The organism is Arthrobacter sp. YC-RL1 (assembly GCF_001454985.1).
In the GTDB taxonomy this organism is placed as follows: Bacteria; Actinomycetota; Actinomycetes; order Actinomycetales; family Micrococcaceae; genus Glutamicibacter; species Glutamicibacter soli.
Map to the genome: position 1 here is coordinate 912,846 of NZ_CP013297.1, position 20,098 is coordinate 932,943.

The 20,098-nt window shown below is 60.6% G+C and carries 17 protein-coding genes; 9 read left to right on the forward strand and 8 right to left on the reverse strand.

Features of this window, described 5'->3' with window-relative positions; all coding sequences use genetic code 11:
- Window positions 1-83: 83 nt before the first annotated feature.
- Both ATC04_RS04250 and ATC04_RS04255 read left to right on the forward strand, forming a co-directional pair.
- Entirely contained in the window at window positions 84-638 is a 555-nt protein-coding gene (locus tag ATC04_RS04250; protein WP_047119991.1) for a TetR/AcrR family transcriptional regulator, read from the forward strand.
- Window positions 639-656: 18 nt separating this feature from the next.
- Window positions 657-1,913: an MFS transporter gene (locus ATC04_RS04255; RefSeq protein WP_047119990.1), complete on the forward strand. Its 1,257-nt coding sequence runs from the start codon at window positions 657-659 to the stop codon at window positions 1,911-1,913.
- A gap of 19 nt (window positions 1,914-1,932) precedes the next feature.
- Here ATC04_RS04255 and ATC04_RS04260 read toward each other — a convergent pair whose 3' ends face one another.
- Both ATC04_RS04260 and ATC04_RS04265 read right to left on the reverse strand, forming a co-directional pair.
- Window positions 1,933-2,589 carry a TRIC cation channel family protein gene (locus ATC04_RS04260; RefSeq protein ID WP_047119989.1) on the reverse strand — a complete coding sequence of 219 codons (657 nt, stop codon included), beginning with the start codon at window positions 2,587-2,589 and terminating at the stop codon, window positions 1,933-1,935.
- Window positions 2,590-2,656: 67 nt separating this feature from the next.
- Window positions 2,657-3,196 carry a DUF1697 domain-containing protein gene (locus tag ATC04_RS04265; protein WP_052772479.1) on the reverse strand — a complete coding sequence of 180 codons (540 nt, stop codon included), beginning with the start codon at window positions 3,194-3,196 and terminating at the stop codon, window positions 2,657-2,659.
- Between the two features lie 74 nt (window positions 3,197-3,270).
- Here ATC04_RS04265 and ATC04_RS04270 point away from each other — a divergent pair, with 74 nt between their 5' ends.
- A complete protein-coding gene (locus tag ATC04_RS04270) occupies window positions 3,271-5,226 on the forward strand; it encodes a prolyl oligopeptidase family serine peptidase (protein ID WP_047119988.1) in 1,956 nt (651 codons plus the stop codon).
- A gap of 18 nt (window positions 5,227-5,244) precedes the next feature.
- Here the strand turns inward: ATC04_RS04270 and ATC04_RS04275 are convergent, their stop codons facing one another.
- Window positions 5,245-5,640 (reverse strand): RNA-binding S4 domain-containing protein, encoded by a 396-nt coding sequence (locus tag ATC04_RS04275; protein ID WP_047119987.1) that lies wholly within the window; start codon window positions 5,638-5,640, stop codon window positions 5,245-5,247.
- Between the two features lie 39 nt (window positions 5,641-5,679).
- Window positions 5,680-5,994 carry a hypothetical protein gene (locus ATC04_RS04280; RefSeq protein WP_231735903.1) on the reverse strand — a complete coding sequence of 105 codons (315 nt, stop codon included), beginning with the start codon at window positions 5,992-5,994 and terminating at the stop codon, window positions 5,680-5,682.
- 135 nt (window positions 5,995-6,129) lie between these two features.
- Between ATC04_RS04280 and ATC04_RS04285 the strand changes: the two genes are divergently transcribed.
- From ATC04_RS04285 to ATC04_RS04295, 3 genes are all read left to right on the forward strand, one after another.
- Window positions 6,130-8,544 (forward strand): Tex family protein, encoded by a 2,415-nt coding sequence (locus ATC04_RS04285; protein ID WP_231735904.1) that lies wholly within the window; start codon window positions 6,130-6,132, stop codon window positions 8,542-8,544.
- A 144-nt stretch (window positions 8,545-8,688) separates the two neighbouring features.
- Window positions 8,689-9,180 carry a ferritin gene (locus ATC04_RS04290; RefSeq protein ID WP_047119984.1) on the forward strand — a complete coding sequence of 164 codons (492 nt, stop codon included), beginning with the start codon at window positions 8,689-8,691 and terminating at the stop codon, window positions 9,178-9,180.
- 58 nt (window positions 9,181-9,238) lie between these two features.
- Window positions 9,239-9,997, forward strand: a complete 759-nt coding sequence (locus tag ATC04_RS04295; protein WP_082636913.1) for an SH3 domain-containing protein — start codon at window positions 9,239-9,241, stop codon at window positions 9,995-9,997.
- A gap of 3 nt (window positions 9,998-10,000) precedes the next feature.
- Here the strand turns inward: ATC04_RS04295 and ATC04_RS04300 are convergent, their stop codons facing one another.
- Complete coding sequence (locus ATC04_RS04300; protein ID WP_047119982.1) at window positions 10,001-10,666, reverse strand: response regulator transcription factor; 666 nt, start codon at window positions 10,664-10,666, stop codon at window positions 10,001-10,003.
- Between the two features lie 408 nt (window positions 10,667-11,074).
- Here ATC04_RS04300 and ATC04_RS19210 point away from each other — a divergent pair, with 408 nt between their 5' ends.
- From ATC04_RS19210 to ATC04_RS04320, 3 genes are all read left to right on the forward strand, one after another.
- A complete protein-coding gene (locus tag ATC04_RS19210; RefSeq protein WP_157359276.1) occupies window positions 11,075-14,479 on the forward strand; it encodes a choice-of-anchor G family protein in 3,405 nt (1,134 codons plus the stop codon).
- Window positions 14,480-14,665: 186 nt separating this feature from the next.
- Complete coding sequence (locus ATC04_RS04315) at window positions 14,666-15,454, forward strand: DUF5819 family protein (protein WP_047119979.1); 789 nt, start codon at window positions 14,666-14,668, stop codon at window positions 15,452-15,454.
- A 2-nt stretch (window positions 15,455-15,456) separates the two neighbouring features.
- Window positions 15,457-16,599: an HTTM domain-containing protein gene (locus ATC04_RS04320; protein ID WP_082123969.1), complete on the forward strand. Its 1,143-nt coding sequence runs from the start codon at window positions 15,457-15,459 to the stop codon at window positions 16,597-16,599.
- A gap of 81 nt (window positions 16,600-16,680) precedes the next feature.
- On the opposite strand, the gene ATC04_RS04325 is transcribed toward ATC04_RS04320, so the two are convergent.
- The 3 genes from ATC04_RS04325 to ATC04_RS20005 all read right to left on the reverse strand — a co-directional run bounded on the left by ATC04_RS04325 (window position 16,681) and on the right by ATC04_RS20005 (window position 20,034).
- A complete protein-coding gene (locus tag ATC04_RS04325) occupies window positions 16,681-18,063 on the reverse strand; it encodes an NAD-dependent succinate-semialdehyde dehydrogenase (protein ID WP_047119978.1) in 1,383 nt (460 codons plus the stop codon).
- 271 nt (window positions 18,064-18,334) lie between these two features.
- Complete coding sequence (gene mgrA, locus ATC04_RS04330; RefSeq protein ID WP_047119977.1) at window positions 18,335-19,396, reverse strand: L-glyceraldehyde 3-phosphate reductase; 1,062 nt, start codon at window positions 19,394-19,396, stop codon at window positions 18,335-18,337.
- A 515-nt stretch (window positions 19,397-19,911) separates the two neighbouring features.
- Entirely contained in the window at window positions 19,912-20,034 is a 123-nt protein-coding gene (locus ATC04_RS20005) for a hypothetical protein (protein WP_272926234.1), read from the reverse strand.
- Window positions 20,035-20,098: the final 64 nt, after the last annotated feature.

Genomic DNA, 20,098 nt, shown 5'->3' on the forward strand with positions numbered 1-20,098 from the left:
TCGTAACTATACCGTCTGGACGGTATAGTTACAATTCTTGGGTATGGTTGTATCCATCACTTCAACTAATCGAATGGAGTCCCATGGCAAGGCCGGCGGCAGCGCGCGTCAAGGTTCTGGACGCATACATCTCATTGCTCTGCGAGGAAGGCGAGCGTGCAGCAACCCTGGAAGCGACCGCCGCGCTGGCCGGGGTGTCCAAGGGCGGGCTGCTGTACCACTTCGCCTCGAAGGAAGCCCTGGCCGATGCGGTTATTAAGTTAAGTGAAGAACTGATCCTGATCGACCTGAAGGACATGGCCCAGGCCGAAGAGGGGCCCGCCGCCTACTTCATCCGGACCAGCGCCGAGGTGAACACCGAACTGGACCGCCTGCTGGTGGCCCTGCATAGGCTTGCGCATTCGGGGGTTGAAGCGGCCACCGCGCAGATGGAAAGCATCAACGAGCGCTGGCTGGCCGCGCTCATGGAGGAAATCGGCGACAAGGATATCGCCCATCTGGTGATGCTGGTCAGCGAGGGGCTTTATGCTTTCTCCGGTACTCCGGGCACCTGGTACGCCCGCCATTTTGAAGGTAACCTGTCTCACTTACTAGAGTTGGTTCCGCAACTGAAAAAGTTGGGAACTAACAACCAGTAGTCAGCGGAGAACCAATCGATGTCGAATGCCAGCCCGAAAACCTCACTCAAGGGAAGAATCGGGGCACTGCTGGGCATTCTGCTGATGGCCCTGTCCCTGCGCGCAGCGGTCGTTTCCGTGCCGCCGCTGCTGGCCCGGATCCAGGTCGACATCGAATTCACCGAGTTCACCATCGGCCTGCTCGCCACCCTGGCGCCCATCGTCTTCGCTTGCTTCGGTCTGCTGACGCCGCGCCTGATCCGTTCCTTCGGGCTTGAGAAGACCCTCATCACCGCCATCGCGCTGGCCGTGGTCGGGCAGGTGGCTCGCGTCTTCATGCCGGAGGTCTATTCCTTCCTGGCGCTTTCGATCATCGCGCTGGCCGGATACGGCATGGGCAACGTGGTGCTCCCGCCGCTGGTCAAGAAATACTTCCCCGACCGCATCGGACTGGTGACCAGCGGCTACGTCACGATGCTTGCGGTAGGCACTTGGATGGCCCCGCAGTTCTCGGTGCCGTTGGCCAACGCCAGCGACTGGAAGATCTCCATCGGTTCCTGGGCGCTGCTGTCGATGATCGTCCTGGTGCCGTGGATCATCCAGCTGGTGGCCGACCGCAATGTGGACCGCCCGGACCAGCCGGTGCAGGCGGTCGGCGCGGCGCAGCCAATCGCGAAGATCAATCCGTGGAAGTCCAAGGTCGCCTGGGGCTTGGCCATCTTCCTGGCCGGCAATTCCGCGCAGACCTACGTGTACTTCACCTGGCTGCCGCCGTACCTGCAGGACCGCGGGCTGAGCGAGCTGTCCGCCGGCAACATGCTGGCCCTGTTCGCGATCCTCGGCCTGCCGGTCTCCCTCCTGGTGCCGCTGTGGGTTCCGCGCCTGAAGAATCCGATCATCGCTGTGCTGATCTTCACCGCCTGCTGGGTTTCGGGGCACCTTGGCATCTACCTGTCTCCCACCGAAGGCACCGTGCTGTGGGTCTGCCTGGCCGGTCTGGGCCAGGGAACCTTTGCCATCGCCCTGCTCATGATGAATCTGCGCTCGCGCACCACGTACGGATCCGGCGTGCTTTCGGGATTCGCCCAGGGCCTGGGTTACGCCGGCGCGGGCATCGTTCCGCTGCTGTTCGGCGTGGTGCAGAAGTCCACCGGCTCGTGGGGCCCTGCCTTCGCGATGCTCGGGGCCTGTGTGCTGGTGATGCTCATCGGCGCGATCATCATCAACCCGTCGCGCACCATCGAGGACAGCGTGGAAGGCTCCGAGAAAGCCGGCCGGCTCGAACGCATCGGGTAGGTTCCCGGGCGCCCGTGGCCTAGAAGTTCCGGCGTGGCCCGTCGCCGTGGTTCGGGATGTTCGGCTGCCGGTGCCAATGGCCGGCCGCCAGCGGGACGCTCCAGCCGAACCGGATCGAGGCCAGCCGCAAGACGAAGGTCAATCCGGCGATGCCAGTGCCAACGGCGATATTCAGCACATCGAAGTGCCAGACGAACGCGGTGGCGGTGGCGCCGAGGATGGCCGGGAGGGCGTAGACGTCGCGGGGGTTGAACAAATCCGGGGTGACGTTCGAGATGACATCGCGTAGCATGCCGCCGCCCACGCCAGTGATCACCCCGAGCAGCACCGCGGTCACCGGGTTCACGTCGTTCTCCAGCGCCTTCATGGTGCCGGTCATGCAGAACAGCCCCAATCCCGCCGCGTCGAAGATCTGCACCAGCCGGTGCAGCTTCTGTACCGCAGGAGTGAAGGCGTACACGCACAGCGCTGCCAGCACCGGCGGCAGGAAATACACCGGATGCGCGAAGGTGGCGGGGGACTGGTTCAGGATCAGGTCGCGGACCACGCCACCGCCCAGGCCGGTGACGCCGCCGAGGAACGCCGATCCGAGCATGTCGAATCCTCGCCGCGCCGCCATCAGCGATCCTGAGACGGCAAAAAAGAAAATACCAACGAGTTCGATAAGGGTCAGCATTCACGGACTTTCACTGAGGATCCAACGGCAAAAAAGCGCAACGCTCAATTATTGCCCGTGAAGGCGCTCAGCGAATAATCGCCGCCAGCTTCACCAAGGTGTTGTGGTTCCGGGTCGTGATCACCCGCTTGCGGGCCTGGGCGGTGGTGAGCTTGGCCAGCGGATCGGTGGTGCTCTGCCCCCTGCGCACGATCCAGCACAGCGCCCTGCCCAGCACGTCCACCGCCGGCTGCGGATCAAGGCCTCGGGCCAGCTCGCAGAGCTCCGCCGCATCGGCGGCGGATTCGCACAGGGTGAGGTATCCGTGGTGCTCGGCCGCGGGCTCGGGCAGTTCCAGGACGAAGGGCCGCGCCAGCTGGAGGATCTCCTCCCGGGTATAGACCAGTGTGGGAATGCTCCGGCCGTAGTACTCCTCCAGCAGCTCGTTGCACCGCCGCTGCACCGCCTGCGCCTCGGAGAGCTCGGATTCGAGGACCACGTTGCCGCTGGCCAGCAGCGTGCGCACCTCGGTGAAGCCGCCGTCGGTCAGCAAAGAGGCCAAATCCTTCATCAGGACCTTGACCCCGCCCACGTTCACGCCGCGCAGAAAGACCGCAAAAGTTGTCATGAGTTAATCCAAGCCGAACATCTTTGTACTTGTCGAGGGTCGTTTGGCATCAAAAATCTGGTTAGGATCGAATCATGCCTTCGAAACTGCCCTACGGATCCTGGCCCTCGACTATTTCCGCGAACGACGTCGCCGCGGGGACCAAACCACTAGGCGGTGCATGCTTCCACGGGCAGAACGTCATCGTCCAGGAAGGCCGCCCCGCAGAAGGCGGACGCATCACCCTGGTCAGCTACCCGCTGGATCAGCCGGGTGAACCAATCGAGTTGATCAGCAAGCCCTACAACGTCCGCTCCCGGGTCCACGAGTACGGCGGTGCCAGCTGGAAGCTGGTCACCGGGCGCCTGCAGGACGCCATCGTCTTCACCAACTTCGCCGACCAGCGGGTGTACCTGCAGCAGCTCGGGCAGGTTACCCCGATCGCACTGACCCCGGACTCGATGTCCGGCGGGAACCCGCAGCTGCGCTTCGCGGAGTTCATCGACGGACCCAACCGCAGCGTGCTGGCCATCATGGAAGACCTGCGCTCCGAGCCGGTGCGCCACATCGTGCAGATCCCGCTGGACGGCTCCGCGGCCCAGGACGCCACCCGTATCCGGGTGCTCACCGCGCCGGCCCGCTTCGTGGCCGCGCCCCGGCTGAGCCCCTCGGGAAAGATGCTGACCTGGATCAGCTGGGAACACCCGAACATGCCCTGGGACGGAACGCAGCTGCACCTGGCCGAGGTGGCAGGCAACGGGCAGCTGGAAGACACCGTGATCGCCGGGGCCCAAGACATCTCGATCATGCAGCCCGAATGGGTGGACGAGGACCGCATCGCGTACGTCAGCGACGAATCCGGCTGGTGGAATCCCTACATCCACCAGGTCAGCTCCGCCCGCGCCACCCGGCTGGTGGACCGCGCCGCGGAATTCGCCGGACCGCTGTGGCAGGTCGGAAGTGCCTGGTACGTGCTGGAGGACCAGCGCACCCTGCTGTGCTCCTACGGCACCGGTACCACCAAGCTGGCACGGGTCCATGCGCTGACCGGGGGACTGGAGGACCTGCCGCTGCCCTTCACCCGGGTGCGCCCGCTGCAGGTGCGCGACGGCTGGCTGCTGGCCGGAACCTCCTCGATGACCCAGGGCGAGCAGATCACGCTGGTCAACCTTGACACCCTGGAGCACCGCGCTGTGGCCGGTTCCATCGCGCGGCTTCCTGATCCGGCCATGCTGCCGCAGGTCGAGGAATTCGAGTGCACGAACGTGGCCGGCCAATCGGTCCACGCGCTGCTGTACCGCCCGCGCCAGGACGGCTTGACCGGCCTGGACGACGAGCTGCCGCCCTATGTCACCTTCGTGCACGGCGGGCCCACCGCGCAGGCCGCGGCCACGCTGAATGCAACCATCGCCTACTACACCTCGCGCGGCATCGGCGTGGTGGACGTGAACTACGGCGGCTCCACCGGATACGGCCGCGACTACCGCAACCGCCTTCGCGGCCAGTGGGGCGTCGTGGATGTTGCGGATACCGTCTCGGTGATCAAGGCGCTGGTGGCCCGCGGGATCGCGGATCCGGCGCGCGTGGGCATCGAAGGCGGCAGTGCCGGCGGATGGACGGTGCTCAGCGCGTTGACCAACTCCGAGGTGTTCCGCGCCGGGATCAGCCGCTACGGCGTCTCGGACCTGGTCGCCCTGGTGCAGGACACCCATGATTTCGAGTCCCAGTACATGTTTTCGCTGGTCGGACCATACCCCGAAGCCGCGGACCTGTATGAGAAGCGCGCGCCGATCAACCACGTGTCAAAGATTTCCTGTCCGGTCCTGTTGCTGCAGGGGGACGAGGACCTGGTGGTTCCGCCGTCGCAGTCGCAGGTCGTGGCTGACGCGCTCGCCGCCCGCGGCATTCCCCATGCCTACATCCTGTTTGCCGGGGAGCAGCACGGTTTCCGCCAATCAGAGAACATCGTCAGCGCCCTGGAAAGCTCGCTGGCCTTCTACGCGCAGATCTTCGGCTTCGAAACCGATGCCCCGGCCATCGAGCTGTCGTAGCGCGGCGGATGACCCGGCCTAGTCTTCGGGGTCGATCCAGGAGGCCCTCAGGCGATCCATTTCGCGGCGGTCCTTCTTGGTGGGGCGGCCTGCACCGCGTTCGCGCACCGGAACCTGCGGGATGATGATTTTCTCGCGCGGTTCGCTGTGGTCGATGTAGCATTTCACGGCCACGGAGGCGCTCATGCGCTTGGATATCAGGCCGACGACTTCCAGCTCGCGATCGAAGCCGTTCTTGCGCACACGCACGCGGTCGCCCGGAACCACCGGCTGCGCGGCCTTTGCGGACACTCCATTCAGCCTCACATGGCCGGCGCGGCAGGCAGCCGTCGCCTCGGACCGCGTCTTGTAGGCGCGGACAGCCCAAAGCCAGGCATCAATTCGGATTTTACCGGTTGTCGGAATTTCGAGCATGAAAAAAGTCTAGGTCAGGACCTGAGCGGGCCGCGCGCACTAGTTGGCTTGGGCGGTCGCGTCGTCGCAGGCCTGCACGAGGCGTTCCTGCAATCGGGAGGACACCGAGTCGCCGGAATCGGCCAGATCGTTCAGGACGTCAACCAGATCCTGTGGCAGGCCCCCGCCTTCTACCGCACCGACCAGCGATGTCAGTACACGCAGTTCGCTCGCGTCGATTCGACCGTCCTGGATCGGCGCGCAAGCCTGCCGGACGATTTCCTTGGATGCCGCATCGGTGAGCTCGTTGGCCGCCGAATTTGCCGTGTCCTGGATGACCGAGCAGCCCGCGCTGAAGAGTGTTGCCGATGACACCAGAAGCAGGATTGCCGTGTTCCGAACCTTTACTTTCCCCATGGCAATAAATCTTAGCCGCGAACTTTTGGGATCTCCTGAAAGCCAGCCGAGTCGATCATTAGAACCGAAACGCTCATGGGGCACAATGGTTCGGTGAGTAGCGATCAGAAGAACAACGCAGTCAGCAATGCCACCGAACAGCGCATCATCGAGGTGCTGGCCCGGGAACTGTCCGTCGAATCGATGGTGCAGCCCTGGCAGGTCAAGGCCGCTATTGAACTGCTGGATTCCGGATCGACGGTGCCCTTCATTGCGCGCTACCGCAAGGAAGTCACCGGCATGCTCAGCGACAGCCAGCTGCGACTGCTCGAAGAACGCCTGCGCTACCTGCGCGAACTCGAAGACCGCCGCGTGGTGGTCCGCGAAGCTATTTCCGAAGCCGGCAAGCTGACCGACCAGCTCGATGCGGCCATCACCGCAGCGAGCACCAAATCCGAGCTGGAGGACATCTACCTCCCGTTCAAGTCCAAGCGCCGCACCAAGGCCCAGATTGCCCGCGAAGCCGGCCTGGAGCCGCTGGCGGACCTGCTGCTCGCCAATCCGCAGACCGACCCGGCGGCCGCTGCCGCCGACTATCTCAACGCCGACGCCGGATTCCCGACAGATCTGGACGTGCTTTCCGGAGCCCGTTCAATCGTCACCGAGCGGGTTTCCCAGGATGTCGTGCTGGCGGCAGACCTGCGAGAGCGCCTGTGGACCAACGGCAAGATCGGCGCCAGCATCGCCGCCGGAGCCACAGCGGAAGGCCAAGGCAAGTATTCCGACTATCTGGACTACGTGGCGGACTTGGACAACCTGCCATCCCACCGCGTGCTCGCGCTGCTGCGCGGGGAACGCGACGGGGTGCTGAATCTTCAGCTGGCCGAGGCGGACCCGCGCGACGCGGAAGCCGTTGACCAGGCCCGCGCAGGCTACGAGAACGCGATCGCCGCTTCGCTGGGAATCAATGCCCCGGCTGACGCCCCGGCCGGCAAGTGGCTGGCCCAGACCGTGCGCCTGGCCTGGAAAGCCCGCCTGCTCACCCGCTTCGAATCGGATCTGCGTTCGCGCCTGTTCGAGGAAGCCGAGGACGCCTCGGTGAAGATCTTTGCCGCGAACCTGCGCGACGTGCTGCTGGCCGCACCGGCCGGCAACAAGGCAGTCCTGGGGCTGGATCCGGGACTGCGCACCGGCGTCAAGGTCGCAGTCGTGGACCTGACCGGCAAGTCCATCGAGACTGCCACCATCTACCCGCACGCACCGGCGAACAAGTGGAACGAATCGGTCGCGATCCTGACCCGGCTGGCGCAGAAGCACGGCACCACCTTGATCGCAGTGGGCAACGGCACCGCAGGGCGCGAAACCGACCGGCTGGCCGCCGAAGTCATCAAGGCACTGGGCACCGCCGAGGTCAGCAAGGTCATCGTCTCGGAGGCCGGTGCCTCGGTGTACTCGGCTTCCGAACTGGCAAGCCAGGAGCTGCCGGGCATGGACGTGTCGCTGCGCGGCGCGGTTTCCATCGCCCGCCGGTTGCAGGATCCGCTGGCTGAACTGGTCAAGATCGACCCCAAGTCCATCGGCGTGGGCCAGTACCAGCACGATGTCACCGCCTCGAAGCTCGACCGCGCGCTGGACGCCGTGGTTGAGGACTGCGTGAACGCCGTCGGCGTCGACGTGAACACCGCGTCCCCGTCGCTGCTGGCACGCGTGGCCGGCGTCGGACCGCTGCTGAGCCGCAACATCGTCGAGCACCGCAACGCCAACGGGCCCTTCGCCACGCGCAAGGACCTGCTCAAGGTGCCGCGCCTCGGCGCCAAGGCATTCGAGCAGTGCGCTGGATTCCTGCGCATCACCGGCGGCAAGGAACCGCTTGACGCCTCTTCGGTGCACCCGGAAGCCTACGACCTGGCCCGCGCACTGCAGAAGGCCGCCGCGCAGCAGGGCCGCCGCCTTGAGGAACTGAAGCCTGCGGACTTCGTCACCGAGCAGTTCGGCGAACCGACCATCCGCGACGTGGTGGCAGAGCTGCAGCGTCCGGCCCGCGACCCGCGCGGCGAATTCGTCACTGCGACGCTGAAGGAAGGCGTTGAATCAATCGGCGACGTCAAGCCGGGAATGATCATGGAAGGCACAGTCTCCAACGTGGCGGCGTTCGGCGCTTTCGTCGATCTGGGTGTGCACCAGGACGGGCTGATCCACGTGTCGGCGATGAGCACCAAGTTCATCTCGGATCCGCGCGAAGTGGTCAGCTCCGGGCAGATCGTCAAGGTCAAGGTGCTGGAGGTGGATACGGCCCGCAAGCGCATCTCGTTGACCCTGCGACTGGATGATGAGCTGCCGGCCGCCGGCGAATCCGGCAAGCCGAACGGGCAGCGCGAGCGCAGCCCGCGCGGCTACGGACAGAATTCCCGCTCCGGACAGCAGCGCTCGAGCAACCGGGGCCGGCCGAATGGCGGCAACCGGGCCGAAGCTCCTTCGGGAAACACGGCCATGGCAGAAGCCCTGCGGCGGGCGGGATTGGGCAAATAGGACGTGCATGTTCGCCTTCCCTAAGTTAGGTTAGTGCGGGCTATGTCAACCCGGGCCCAACTAGGGTTTATTGCCTAATTCCAGTACTACTAAGTGAGTCCAAACTTCGATGACAACGGTTTTAAAGCGTTCTAATCTAAAGACATGGAACTTACAGGAAAACTGGCAGAAGCCTTCAACACGCAGGTAACCCTCGAACTGACTGCTGCAACGGTTTACCGCCAGCTGGCAGTTGAAATGGATATCATGAGCCTTCCTGGCATCGCCGGTTGGTTCCGAGCCCAGGCCGCTGAAGAAATCGTCCATGCTGAAAAGTTCATGGACCACATGACCGACCGATCGGCACACCCGAGGATCGGCGAGCAGTCGGCTCCCGTAGTCAACGTGAAATCCGTTGCCGATGCCTTCGCTGCATCCTTGGCCCACGAGCAGAAGGTCTCGGAAGCGATCCGCGAGCTGTACCGCTTGGCGCAGACCGAGGGGGATATCGACTCGCTTCCGTTGCTACACTGGTTCATCGACGAACAGGTCGAAGAAGAAGCCACGGTCTCCGAGATCCTGGACCGTGTCAACTTGATCGGAAACGACGGCAACGGACTGCTTCGCCTGGATTCCGAATTGGGCGCGCGCAAGTGAAACTAATACGCAGAAGAACCAACTTCTAAAAATGGAATAAACTTAGGGGAAGCGACATTTGTTGCTTCCCCTAAGTTTTCTTTTTGAGGTGCTCGTGAATCAGATGGGTTATTCGCAGTCAACGGCTCGTTCGTCGTCGGCATCGCGTACGCATCGAACCACGGCACCATTGAAACTGCGCAAGGGCGCAGGCCGGCACTACCTGGTGCAAAGCAATTTGGATCAGGGAACCGAGCTGACCTTGGTCAAGGTGCACGGTTCGTGGGCGCACGTCTATGTTCACAAGATTTATGGATGGGTGCCGAACATTTATCTGGAACCGATTCCGGCGGAGTTCGACGAGCCGGTGGCTACCCAGTCCGACGACGATCACGACGAACGAACCCTCTCACGCTACTCCTTGGTCGAGACGACTCACTCAACCACCGCGACCCTCAATTTGCGCAAGGGCAGCGGCACCGGATATCCGGTGCTCATGGTGATCGATCAGGGCGTCAAGGTGCGTCTGCTGCTCCAGCAGGGGCTGTGGTCCCAGATCCAATGCGGAAAGCTGCACGGCTGGGTGCCGAGCATGTATCTTCACGAGCTGCCGGCTCGGCCTGCAAAGGGCGGATTGATGGCAGTTCCCAATCAGCGTGCGCTGACTACGATCGGCTTGAACGCACGTCGCGGACCGGGCGACCACTACGGTTTGGCGCGCATCCTCCAGGCGGACACCGCCGTGGTGATTGTCGCCCGACAGGGTGCCTGGCGACAGATCGACCGCGACGGTGAACAAATGTGGATCCCGGCCAGCCAGCTGCGCACTGTCTACTAGAACTCAGGCAATCTGCAGATCAGCGGACGTGATCAGGCCGGTTTCCGCCGCAATGACTGCAAGCTGCACCCGGTTTGTCACCGAAAGCTCATCCATGATGCGTGCCAGATAGAGTTTCACCGAGCCCTCACTGATGTGCACCGCACGGGAAATCTGGACATTGGTCAGACCCGCAGCAACCAGGCTGACCAGCTGCCGGTCGCGTCCGGACAATGCTTGGATAATCGTCTGGTTTTCCGTGCGTTTCTCCATACGAACCGGGTACTCCCAGCCATCAGTTGGTGGAGCGAACAGCTGGTAACCGGCGGCCACCATACGAAGCGCACTGGGCAATTCTGTGCTGATGGAACTCTTGGAGATGATTCCGGAGCTCCCCGCATCGTACGCTTGCGTCACTTCTTCCCGGCTATACCTTGTAGCCAGCACGACCACTTTGCTGTTTGGCGCCGCGGATATGAGTTGGCGGACGGACTTGAAAAGGCTGTTTCCGCTCAACGAGGTCTCCAACAGAATGATATCCGGCTTTTTCAGCGATGCGCTCTCTAAGGCTTCAGCTATCGATCCTGCGACATGTTCAACGTCGATATCTCGTTCTGCTGTCAGTGCTCCTACGATTCCGGCACGCGAGAAATGATCGCTGTCGGCAAGGTGAACTCGAATTTCAGGCATTGGGGGCATCCTTGGCTTGGCTTCCGTCAACTCAGGCCTGCAGCATTTCGCCCCTCACGTCCCCGCATGATCCAGTGCTGCAACTAGGTTCATTCTATGGCCAAGCAGTTAGAGGAAATAACCCCACCGGTAATTGTTAACTGTTCACTTGGCCAGGAACAGGGTGAGTCAAATCTCTTCCGAGTGTCTTCGTGCAAAGACAATACCGAAAATACACGCAAGCAGAGAATTAAGTTACCGCGTAGTTTATCCCAGTAGTGAAAAAGATTAGACAACTGGATAGAAAATATGACCTCAAACAACCAAGAAATAGCTGAAAGAAACCTGAGTGCCCTGATGTCTCGCGCCTAGGGTCGATATGGGGCTTGCCTAAAGTTCCGCGATCACAAACAACCTGGGAGGACTGCGGTGCAAGATACTCATTTGCCGCCTGAGAAGAAGGGTGCGGCCCCTCGTGCTGCTCGTCGGGTTCTAGCCGGCGCTGTAGTTACAAGTCTGTTTATCGCACCTTGTGTTACTGCTGCCTACGCAGCGCCGAACGATTCGTCTGAAGCACTTGGGCGGGCGATTGACCTGAACCTGCTGACGATTCCTGTAGCAGATGCTGGTTATGCATATTCTGGCAATCAAAGTTCGCCGGATGCAGTGCATGCACCTTTGAACGTTAGTGCGCTGGGTGCTATTGAACTGGACTTGGGACCTGGACTCCAGCTTCCCTTGATCGGCGAAGCCGGTACAGGGCTGCTTCAACTTGGACAAGCAGGTGTGCTCAATTCTTATGCAGAGGCGGCAACTGCCACCAGTGCCAAGGCCGGAGCTGGCGCAGTCAGTTCCAACGGTGGTATTGCGCTGGATGCCGAAGGCTCGGATTCGATGACCGCCAACGTGGATCTGACCAAGTTGCTGAAGCAGCTTAAGGTCGAGAATCTGACGGATTCAGTAATCGACGAGGCATCTTTGGAGATAGGCGCGCTTGGTTCAACGGCTGAGAAGTCCGACGGCACCTTGAAGAGCGAATACCTGGTTGCCGGAGCTGAAGCGACGATTAGTAGCCCCGCTGTGGAGGGCCTGACAACTTCGCTTGGCGGTGTCGTTGATGGACTTGGCACAACGCTGAATACGACCCTGTCATCAGACGGCGTTCTGGGAACCATTACTTCAGGGCTCAATGCCATTGACATTGATCTACGACCACTTGCCCGAATTGGTATTACTGAATCGAAGGTCGCGCTGGATGGCGTAGATGCTGCACTTGACCAGGTGAAGACCGACGTGCTGCAAGGCGTAGTTACTTCCAAAAGTGGCCTTGTTTCAATCGACCTGGGCACAGGAGATGTCTCAGTTGATCTGTCGAAGGTAACGACCGGTGGTCTGAACGGAAAATCGGCAAACTATGAGCTTCTTAGTGCGCAGGCGGTTCAAGAAATTGCCGATGAAGTGACTTCGGCCCTGTCCAGCATTGTCACAGATCTGCGAGATGCACTTGTAGCGGCGCTAGATGAAATCGATATCGTCGTTGACCTAGGACTGGAAGCAAGACTTGCACTGCCTTTGGCCGAGGGCACTGCGAATATTCGAGGAAGTGTGGCTAGCTTCCTGGGTCTTGTCGACACTGAACCGACCACGACTGTGGATTTGAAACTTCTTGGATTGAATCTCGGAGAACTGATCACTCCACTGGTTAAGGGTGTTGTGGGCGTCGTCCGTGGAGCCATCGGGCCCGTTCTTAACCCCGTTGTCGACGGCCTTGCTGGGACAATTACCGGTGTCGTCAGTGGTGTAACTGACCCGCTGGAGCCTGTGCTCGAGGGTGTGCTGAATGAAATTGTAGAAATTACCCTGAACGAACAGGGCAAAACTACCATCGACGATCCAAATGCGGATCCTGATTCTACGCAAGAAGCGGACTACGTTACTGCACTGTCCGTGACTTTGCTACCAGCAATGGGCGAGCAAGCGAACAAGGTATCGCTGGCTCGCTCGGAAGTTCGTGCCGATGACGAAGTCGCTCCGGTTGATATTCTGACTCCCGGCGAAAATACTACGGTTCCCATCGGAGATCTTGAAGTTACTGGTACTGGGCAAGCCGGAACCACACTTGATGTAGCTCTTGATAACAGCCCTCCGCAGAAGGTTACCGTAGGCGAGGATGGCACCTGGAATGTGATTTTCCTTGATGTGCCAGCTGGATCGCATACGGTAACTGCTACCGATGGCAGCACCGAAGATTCTGTTTCCTTCACTGCTGAGGACGATTCCACGACTGACGCTACGGCTGATGCATCTTCCGACGCTCAGGCTGATGCGGAGGTCGGTGCAGATACCGCTGGTGCCGACACCAACTCTGATGCTGATGCCAACGCTGACGCCCAGGCTGATGCCAACGCTGATGCTGAGGCTGGTGCGGATTCGGCTGGTGCTGATGCGCAGGCTGATGCGAACGCTGATGCTGAGGCTGGTGCGGATTCGGCTGGTGCTGATGCGCAGGCTGATGCGAACGCTGATGCTGAGGCTGGTGCGGATTCGGCTGGTGCTGATACCAACGCTGATGCGCAGGCTGATGCAAATGTAGACGCTGAAGCTGGTGCTGATGCGCAGGCTGATGCTGAGGCTGGTGCGGATACCGCTGGTGCTGATACCAACGCTGATGCGCAGGCTGATGCAAATGTAGACGCTGAAGCTGGTGCTGATGCGCAGGCTGATGCTGAGGCTGGTGCGGATACCGCTGGTGCTGACACGAACGCTGACGTGCAGGCTGATGCAAATGTAGACGCTGAAGCTGATGCTGAGGCTGGTGCTGACACGAACGCTGATGCTGCTTCGTCTGCTGATGCCAACGCTGACGCGCAGGCTGATGCAAATGTAGACGCTGAAGCTGGTGCCGATGCGCAGGCTGATGCTGAGGCCGGTGCGGATACCGCTGGTGCTGACACGAACGCTGATGCTGCTTCGGCTGCTGATGCCAACGTCGATGCTGAGGCTGGTGCGGATTCGGCTGGTGCTGATACCAACGCTGACGCGCAGGCTGATGCCAACGTCGATGCTGAAACCGGTGCGGATTCCGCTGGTGCCGACACCAACGCTGACGCGCAGGCTGATGCTGATGGCGACACGGACGGAAATTACGAGCCGGTTGGCATCACGTCGCCGAAGGAGAACGCTGAAGTTGAGGGTCCAAGTATCGTGATTTCTGGAGTTTCGGATCCTAACGCCAAGGTAACCGTTACCGTTGCCCGCGTACCTGAAGGCGCGGCAGCCAAGGCTGCAGTGACGGATCCGCAACAACAGATTGATGCGGACGATAAGGGGAACTGGTCCGTGACTGTTGCCGGCGTCGAAGCCGGCAAGTACACGGCACACGCAGCTGATGGTCGTACCGAAGATACAACGACCTTCGTTGTCTATGATCCGGCTGCGGAAAGTGATAGCGATTCGTCGGCTACTGAGGGTGGCAGTGATTCGTCGGCTACTGAGGGTGGCAGTGATTCGTCGGCTACTGAGGGTGGCAGTGATTCGTCGGCTACTGAGGGTGGCAGTGATTCGTCGGCTACTGAGGGTGGCAGTGATTCGTCGGCTACTGAGGGTGGCAGTGATTCGTCGGCTACTGAAGGTGCCAGCGACTCATCGTCCACCGAAGCCAACGCGTCGGCCGATGGAAAGGACGACGACTCCTCGTCCAAGCATGATTCCGACGGCAAGAAGGACGAGCTGGCTGACACTGGTGCCAATGGCGTATTGATTGCGGCAGGTGCTGCACTCATGCTTGCCCTGGCCGGTGCGGGTATCTTGTTCGCACGCCGCAAGAAAGCATAGCAGCGTCATGACGCGAGCTTGACGATAAGCCGGGTTGACCTCGTGAGCAACCCGGCTTATCAAGCGCCGGATGCCAGCAGTCAAGAGACTGTTGGCATCCGGCTTCACGACTTTGTACTTCCCCGATTGGCTGGGGCAGCTTTTCGCTTCCACCCAACCGGATTCCCGAACTGACAGGACAGGGATATGACCGAAACTGACAGCAAGCCCAAGATCAAAAAGCGACCCATGTGGCTTCGCCTAGTGGCGGTTGCCTGCGTAGGACTGACGGCATGGCATGTTTTTGCGACATTCCTCTGGGTTTCGCCCTCAAGCGAGTTGCGCAACGCTGTGCCCGGCAATGCACTCCGGGCTTACATGCAGCCGATGTTCGGACAGAGCTGGTCAGTTTTCGCTCCTAAGCCGATTGATGGAGACTATTCATTCGAAGTCCGCGCCACGTTGGAAGATGCCGATGGAAAGGGCGAAGCGACGCAATGGGTGGATGCGGTCAATTTGGAAATGGACATGATCCATCACAATCCCTTCCCGCCACGGGCGTCACTTGCTGGCAACCAGCTTGCCAGCGATTATCGGAACAGATGGCAGAAACTGAACGACGAGCAGAAAGATGTTGTCGAACTCGGTTATTTCAAAGGTGACGACTGGTCCAACCGACTTGATGAAGAATTAGTCGAGCGTGCTGCCCAGAGCGCTAGCTCGCAAAAGAATACCAAGTCGTTCATCGAATCAGAACGCGTAGCCAGTGCCTACGCTACGCAAGTCGCCAAATCCCTGTGGGGGCAAGATGTCAGCTCGGTGCAATTCCGTGCCGGGCGTCAGGGAGTGATCCCATTCGAGCAGCGCAACGACCCGGACGCACAGCGGCCTGATGCTGTGACCATCGACTCCGGCTGGCGTGGACTGACAGTTATCGAGGACCAGAACGAACAGAACTTTGCCGAAGTCTTCAACTCACTGGAAGGCGTGCAATAAGCATGGCAGGAAAATCGAACCTCGTTGCTCCCCTGGCGCGGGTCTGGTCCGCATTCTGGAAGGAAGGGCCAGCACATTTGGCACAAGCCGCCAAGGGCGTGATCGCCACGATTGACGGTTGGCTCTTGGACAGTAAACACGCGATGTACGGTATCGCCGTTGCACGAATGATTTTTGCAGCCGCTGCACTCGGTCTTCTACTGACCAACTTCAGCACGCGCCACTACACCTACGGTAGCGGTGCGGCCTGGAGCGGTCAGCTGGAGGAAGCCAACGGTAGTTTCGCAGGGAATCCGCTGTTCGAGCTATTTTTCAGTATTGCGCATAATGATGCAGCAGTTACCGTCTACTTCCTGATGCTGATGGTGCTAGCTTCGGCCCTTCTCGTAGGATATCGGGCCAGACTCGTTCTGCCGGTTTTCCTGGTTCTCTGGATCGGTTTGATCGAGACTCCGTACTTCGGCGGCGACCAGGGAGACAACGCACTGCGTATCGCTTTGTTCCTGATGCTGTTTACCGACCATTCGGCGCGTTGGTCATTCGATGCCCGCCGCCGTGGACGCAACGCGAACTCGACGGGCACAATTCCCGCCAAACTGTGGCGGGGCACGCGAATCCTGCCTGCTGGCTTGACCAACTTGTGGCACAACTTGGCCTTGGTTGCTTTGGCCTGCCAGGTGTTCATGATCTATGTTTCCGGCGCCTTGTTCAAGGCCGGTGGCGAACCATGGCAGAACGGAACGGCCATTTACGGCCCCCTGCACACCATGAGGTTCGGGCCATGGCCCGAGCTGAGCGAACTGATCACAACCTTCGGCTGGGTCGTGGCGCTGGGAAGCATTGGATCAGTGATGCTCCAAGTCTGCTTCCCCGGTGCATTGCTGTTCAGATGGACCCGGATTCCGGTCCTGTTTGCGATGATCTCATTCCATGCAGGCATCGCGATTCTGATGGGCCTGCCCTGGTTCTCGTTGGCCATGGTAGGTATCGATGCGATCTTCATTCGTGATGTCACCTGGGAGCGCATGGCCAACTGGGTTAAGCGTTCGGCACACGCCGTCGAAGAAGCACCGCCGATGCCTGTTCTAGACGAACTGGTCGACACCGGGGACCGGGAAACCGAGCGAATCACCGTTGGCGTCTAAGAAAACAAAGCTGGCACAAATTAAGACTGGCACAACTAAGGGGAAGCACCTGATGGTGCTTCCCCTTAGTTGATTAGACGATTACTCGCCTACGTAGAACAGGCGCTTGTTGACGAACTCTTCCATGCCCAGCGGGCCGAGCTCGCGGCCGAAGCCCGAGCGCTTGACTCCGCCGAATGGCATTTCAGCGCCTTCTGCGCTGGCGGCGTTGACGTTGGACATGCCGACCTGCAGCTTCTGGGCAACCTTTGCGGCGCGGGCTTCGTCGGTGGAGTGCACCGATCCGCCCAGGCCGTAGATGGTGTCGTTGGCCAGCTCTGCAGCTTCCTCGTCGCTGGTGACCTTGTAGACCACTGCGACCGGGCCGAACAGCTCCTCGTAGTAGGCGCGCATTTCCTTGGTGACACCGGTGAGCACGGCAGGGGAGTAGTACGCCGAAGGACCGTCATGCAGCACACCGCCGGCATGCAGGGTTGCGCCCTTGGAAACTGCGTCCTGAACCTGTGCGTGCAGGTCTTCTGCGGCCTTGCGCGAGGACATCGGCGCGAACGATCCGTCCTCTTCCTTCATCGGGTCGCCGGGCTTCAGGCCCTCGGCACGCTTGGTCAGCTCGGAGACGAACTCGTCGTAGATGTCATCCATGACGATCATGCGCTTGTTCGAATTGCATGCCTGGCCGGTGTTGTCGATGCGGAAGCCCCATGCGGCTTCGGCGATCCCGGACACGTCATCCGAATCCAGAACCACGAATGGATCCGAACCACCGAGCTCCAGCACTGCCTTCTTCAGGTTGCGGCCTGCCTGCTCGCCGATGATGGCGCCTGCGCGCTCCGAACCGGTCAGGGAAACACCCTGGATACGGCTGTCGGCGATGATGGTGGAGATCTGGTCGTGGGTGGCGAACACGTTGTTGTACACGCCTGCCGGAACGCCTGCTTCATCCATGATTTTCTGGATGGCCAGAGCTGAACGTGGGCAGGACTCTGCGTGCTTCAGCAGAATGGTGTTGCCCAGCATCAGGTTCGGAGCGGCGAAGCGTGCGACCTGGTACAGCGGGAAGTTCCATGGCATGATGCCCAGCAGCGGGCCTACGGGCAGCTTCTGGACGATGGCCTTGCCGCCGGAGAAGGACTTGATCTCCTGGTCCGCCGCGAGGGTCGGGCCCTCGGAAGCGAAGTATTCGAAGATCTCCTGGCAGAACTGGGCCTCGCCCACTGCCTCGGACAGTGGCTTGCCCATCTCGGTGGTCATGATCTTGCCCAGTTCCTCCGCGCGCTCGGCGAAGAGCGCACCGACCTTGGAAACGATCTTGGCGCGCTCGTTGATGTCAACGTCCTGCCAGGACTCGTATGCGGACTGCGCGGAGGCTAGTGCCTGCTCGATCTGCTCATCGGTGGCAACGTCGAATTCCTCGACTACCTCGCCGGTCGCCGGGTTCAAGACCTTGTAGGTTGGGGCGCTCATCGATGCTCCTGTCTTTGTGCATGTTGGTCGGTTTTACGCGAACGTAGCTGGTTGTTATTGAACTATAACCAATAAATGAATGTAATTCACTTCATATCGCGTCCACTCTGAGCTTATCCATACAATGCAGAATCTGCCAGCATGGAATCGCTGCGCTAAACGAACTTTCACTAGGAAGTGTTGGAGAGACAGAAAATGCCGCACTGCCTGGAAAATTCTCCAGACCAGTGCGACACCTTCAGATCACCATGCGGGTTCGCGCAGTCCTCATTTAGCCGATGGCGGAGCTGCGCCACCAGTCGATGCCTGCATCGCCCTGCGCGATCTGCGCGATTTCGTCCAGCTCGGCCTGCGTGAAATCGACGTTCTTCAATGCGCCGAGGTTCTCGTCCAGCTGCTTGGTGGAGGAAGCTCCGATCAGCACCGAGGTCGCGGCTCCGTCGCGCAGCAGCCAGGCGATGGCCATCTGGGCCAGCGACTGGCCGCGGCGCTGCGACACGTCGTTCAGGCGGCGGATCTTGGTCAGGTTCTCATCGGTCAGCTGCTCGGTCAGCGCCCGGCGGCCGCCTTGGCGCTCGACGTCGGTCGTGGTCAGGTACTTGTCGGTCAGCAGCCCCTGCGCCAGCGGGGTGAAGGCGATGGCTCCCATGTTCTCTTCTGCCAGCGTTTGCAGCAGACCGTGCTCCACCCATGGGTTCAGGATGTTGTAGGACGGCTGGTGGATCACTAGCGGGGTCCCCAGATCCTTCGCGATCGCCTTGGCCTGGGCCGTGCGCTCGGCCGAGTAGGACGAAATGCCGACGTACAGCGCTTTGCCGGAACGTACCAGCGTATCTAGCGCCCCGATGGTTTCCTCAAGTGGCGTCTTCGGATCGAAGCGGTGGGAATAGAAGATATCCACGTAGTCCAGACCCAGTTTCTCCAGCGAGGCGTCGCAGGAGGCGATCAGGTACTTGCGTGATCCCAGGGTTCCGAAGGGGCCGGCCCACATGTCCCAACCGGCCTTGGAAGAGATGACCAGTTCGTTGCGGTAAGGCTTGAAGTCCTTGCGCAGCATGCGTCCGAAGTTCTCCTCGGCAGCCCCCGCCGGCGGACCGTAGTTATTGGCCAGGTCGAAGTGCGTGATTCCGTGGTCGAACGCATGACGCAGGATCTCGCGCTGCGAATCAAAAGTCCGGTTGTCGCCGAAGTTCCACCACAGACCGAGGGAGAGGGGTGGGAGCATGAGGCCCGAATCGCCGACGCGGCGGTATCCGAAGTGCTCGTAGCGGTCAGCCGCGGCCACATAGGGGCGGTGGGTGTCGTTCACGGGGTTGACGATCTCGTATTCCATGAAAAACCTTTCTGCCGGCTGAAGCCGATCAGTGCGATGGAGAAATCTCTCTGCTCCACCATATGTCAGATTTTTGAGACATTTCTGGGTGGAAACCGAATCGCTCGGAAGGAATGTGGAGATGAGCGGACCCACCGCCTGCGCGTGGCATGCGATGGGCCCTGCGATACGAAAGCTTGGGGGTGCTTCCGTATCCCGCAACTGCATGGTTTATGGGGGTACCATGCAGCCACGGCCGGCTTAGCCGGTTCTTGAAGTCTATCTTTGTGCAGATCAGCTAGGGCTTTATGACAACCAAGAGTGGCTGGTGGACCGATGATTCTAACCAGTTGGCTATTGGTTCGGGGCTGGTTGCCGGATTAAATGAAGAACCGATCTGTCAGGCCAAGGAGGTAACGCCTGCGCAGATCGGTTCTTCCAGATCACTCGCACCTTGAGAAGGTAGTACCAAGACTAGGAGCGAAGGCTTGAGATAACCTGAGAGTCGCGTGTGCGACAGCTTGAACGATTGGTGCCTAGTAATTCGAGGGTGGGTCGGAGGCCGGGAATGACTCGTCTTCCCATTCCTCGACCAGCTGCTCGTCATGCTCGTCGTGCAGCTTCTTCTCGAGATCCTCTCCATTGGGTTGCTCGCTCATGTCATTCCCCTTTCATAGCTCTCAACGCGTGGCCGGCAAATGGCCAAGCCACTGTAACCTCAGT

What these genes read in the sequence shown, in the direction of transcription:
- ATC04_RS04250 (WP_047119991.1), top strand. Translation starts at nt 84, where the DNA reads ATGGCAAGGCCGGCGGCAGCGCGCGTCAAGGTTCTGGACGCATACATC.
- ATC04_RS04255 (WP_047119990.1), top strand. Translation starts at nt 657, where the DNA reads ATGTCGAATGCCAGCCCGAAAACCTCACTCAAGGGAAGAATCGGGGCA.
- ATC04_RS04260 (WP_047119989.1), bottom strand. Translation starts at nt 2,589, where the DNA reads ATGCTGACCCTTATCGAACTCGTTGGTATTTTCTTTTTTGCCGTCTCA.
- ATC04_RS04265 (WP_052772479.1), bottom strand. Translation starts at nt 3,196, where the DNA reads ATGACAACTTTTGCGGTCTTTCTGCGCGGCGTGAACGTGGGCGGGGTC.
- ATC04_RS04270 (WP_047119988.1), top strand. Translation starts at nt 3,271, where the DNA reads ATGCCTTCGAAACTGCCCTACGGATCCTGGCCCTCGACTATTTCCGCG.
- ATC04_RS04275 (WP_047119987.1), bottom strand. Translation starts at nt 5,640, where the DNA reads ATGCTCGAAATTCCGACAACCGGTAAAATCCGAATTGATGCCTGGCTT.
- ATC04_RS04290 (WP_047119984.1), top strand. Translation starts at nt 8,689, where the DNA reads ATGGAACTTACAGGAAAACTGGCAGAAGCCTTCAACACGCAGGTAACC.
- ATC04_RS04300 (WP_047119982.1), bottom strand. Translation starts at nt 10,666, where the DNA reads ATGCCTGAAATTCGAGTTCACCTTGCCGACAGCGATCATTTCTCGCGT.
- ATC04_RS04315 (WP_047119979.1), top strand. Translation starts at nt 14,666, where the DNA reads ATGACCGAAACTGACAGCAAGCCCAAGATCAAAAAGCGACCCATGTGG.
- ATC04_RS04320 (WP_082123969.1), top strand. Translation starts at nt 15,457, where the DNA reads ATGGCAGGAAAATCGAACCTCGTTGCTCCCCTGGCGCGGGTCTGGTCC.
- ATC04_RS04325 (WP_047119978.1), bottom strand. Translation starts at nt 18,063, where the DNA reads ATGAGCGCCCCAACCTACAAGGTCTTGAACCCGGCGACCGGCGAGGTA.
- mgrA (WP_047119977.1), bottom strand. Translation starts at nt 19,396, where the DNA reads ATGGAATACGAGATCGTCAACCCCGTGAACGACACCCACCGCCCCTAT.
- ATC04_RS20005 (WP_272926234.1), bottom strand. Translation starts at nt 20,034, where the DNA reads ATGAGCGAGCAACCCAATGGAGAGGATCTCGAGAAGAAGCTGCACGAC.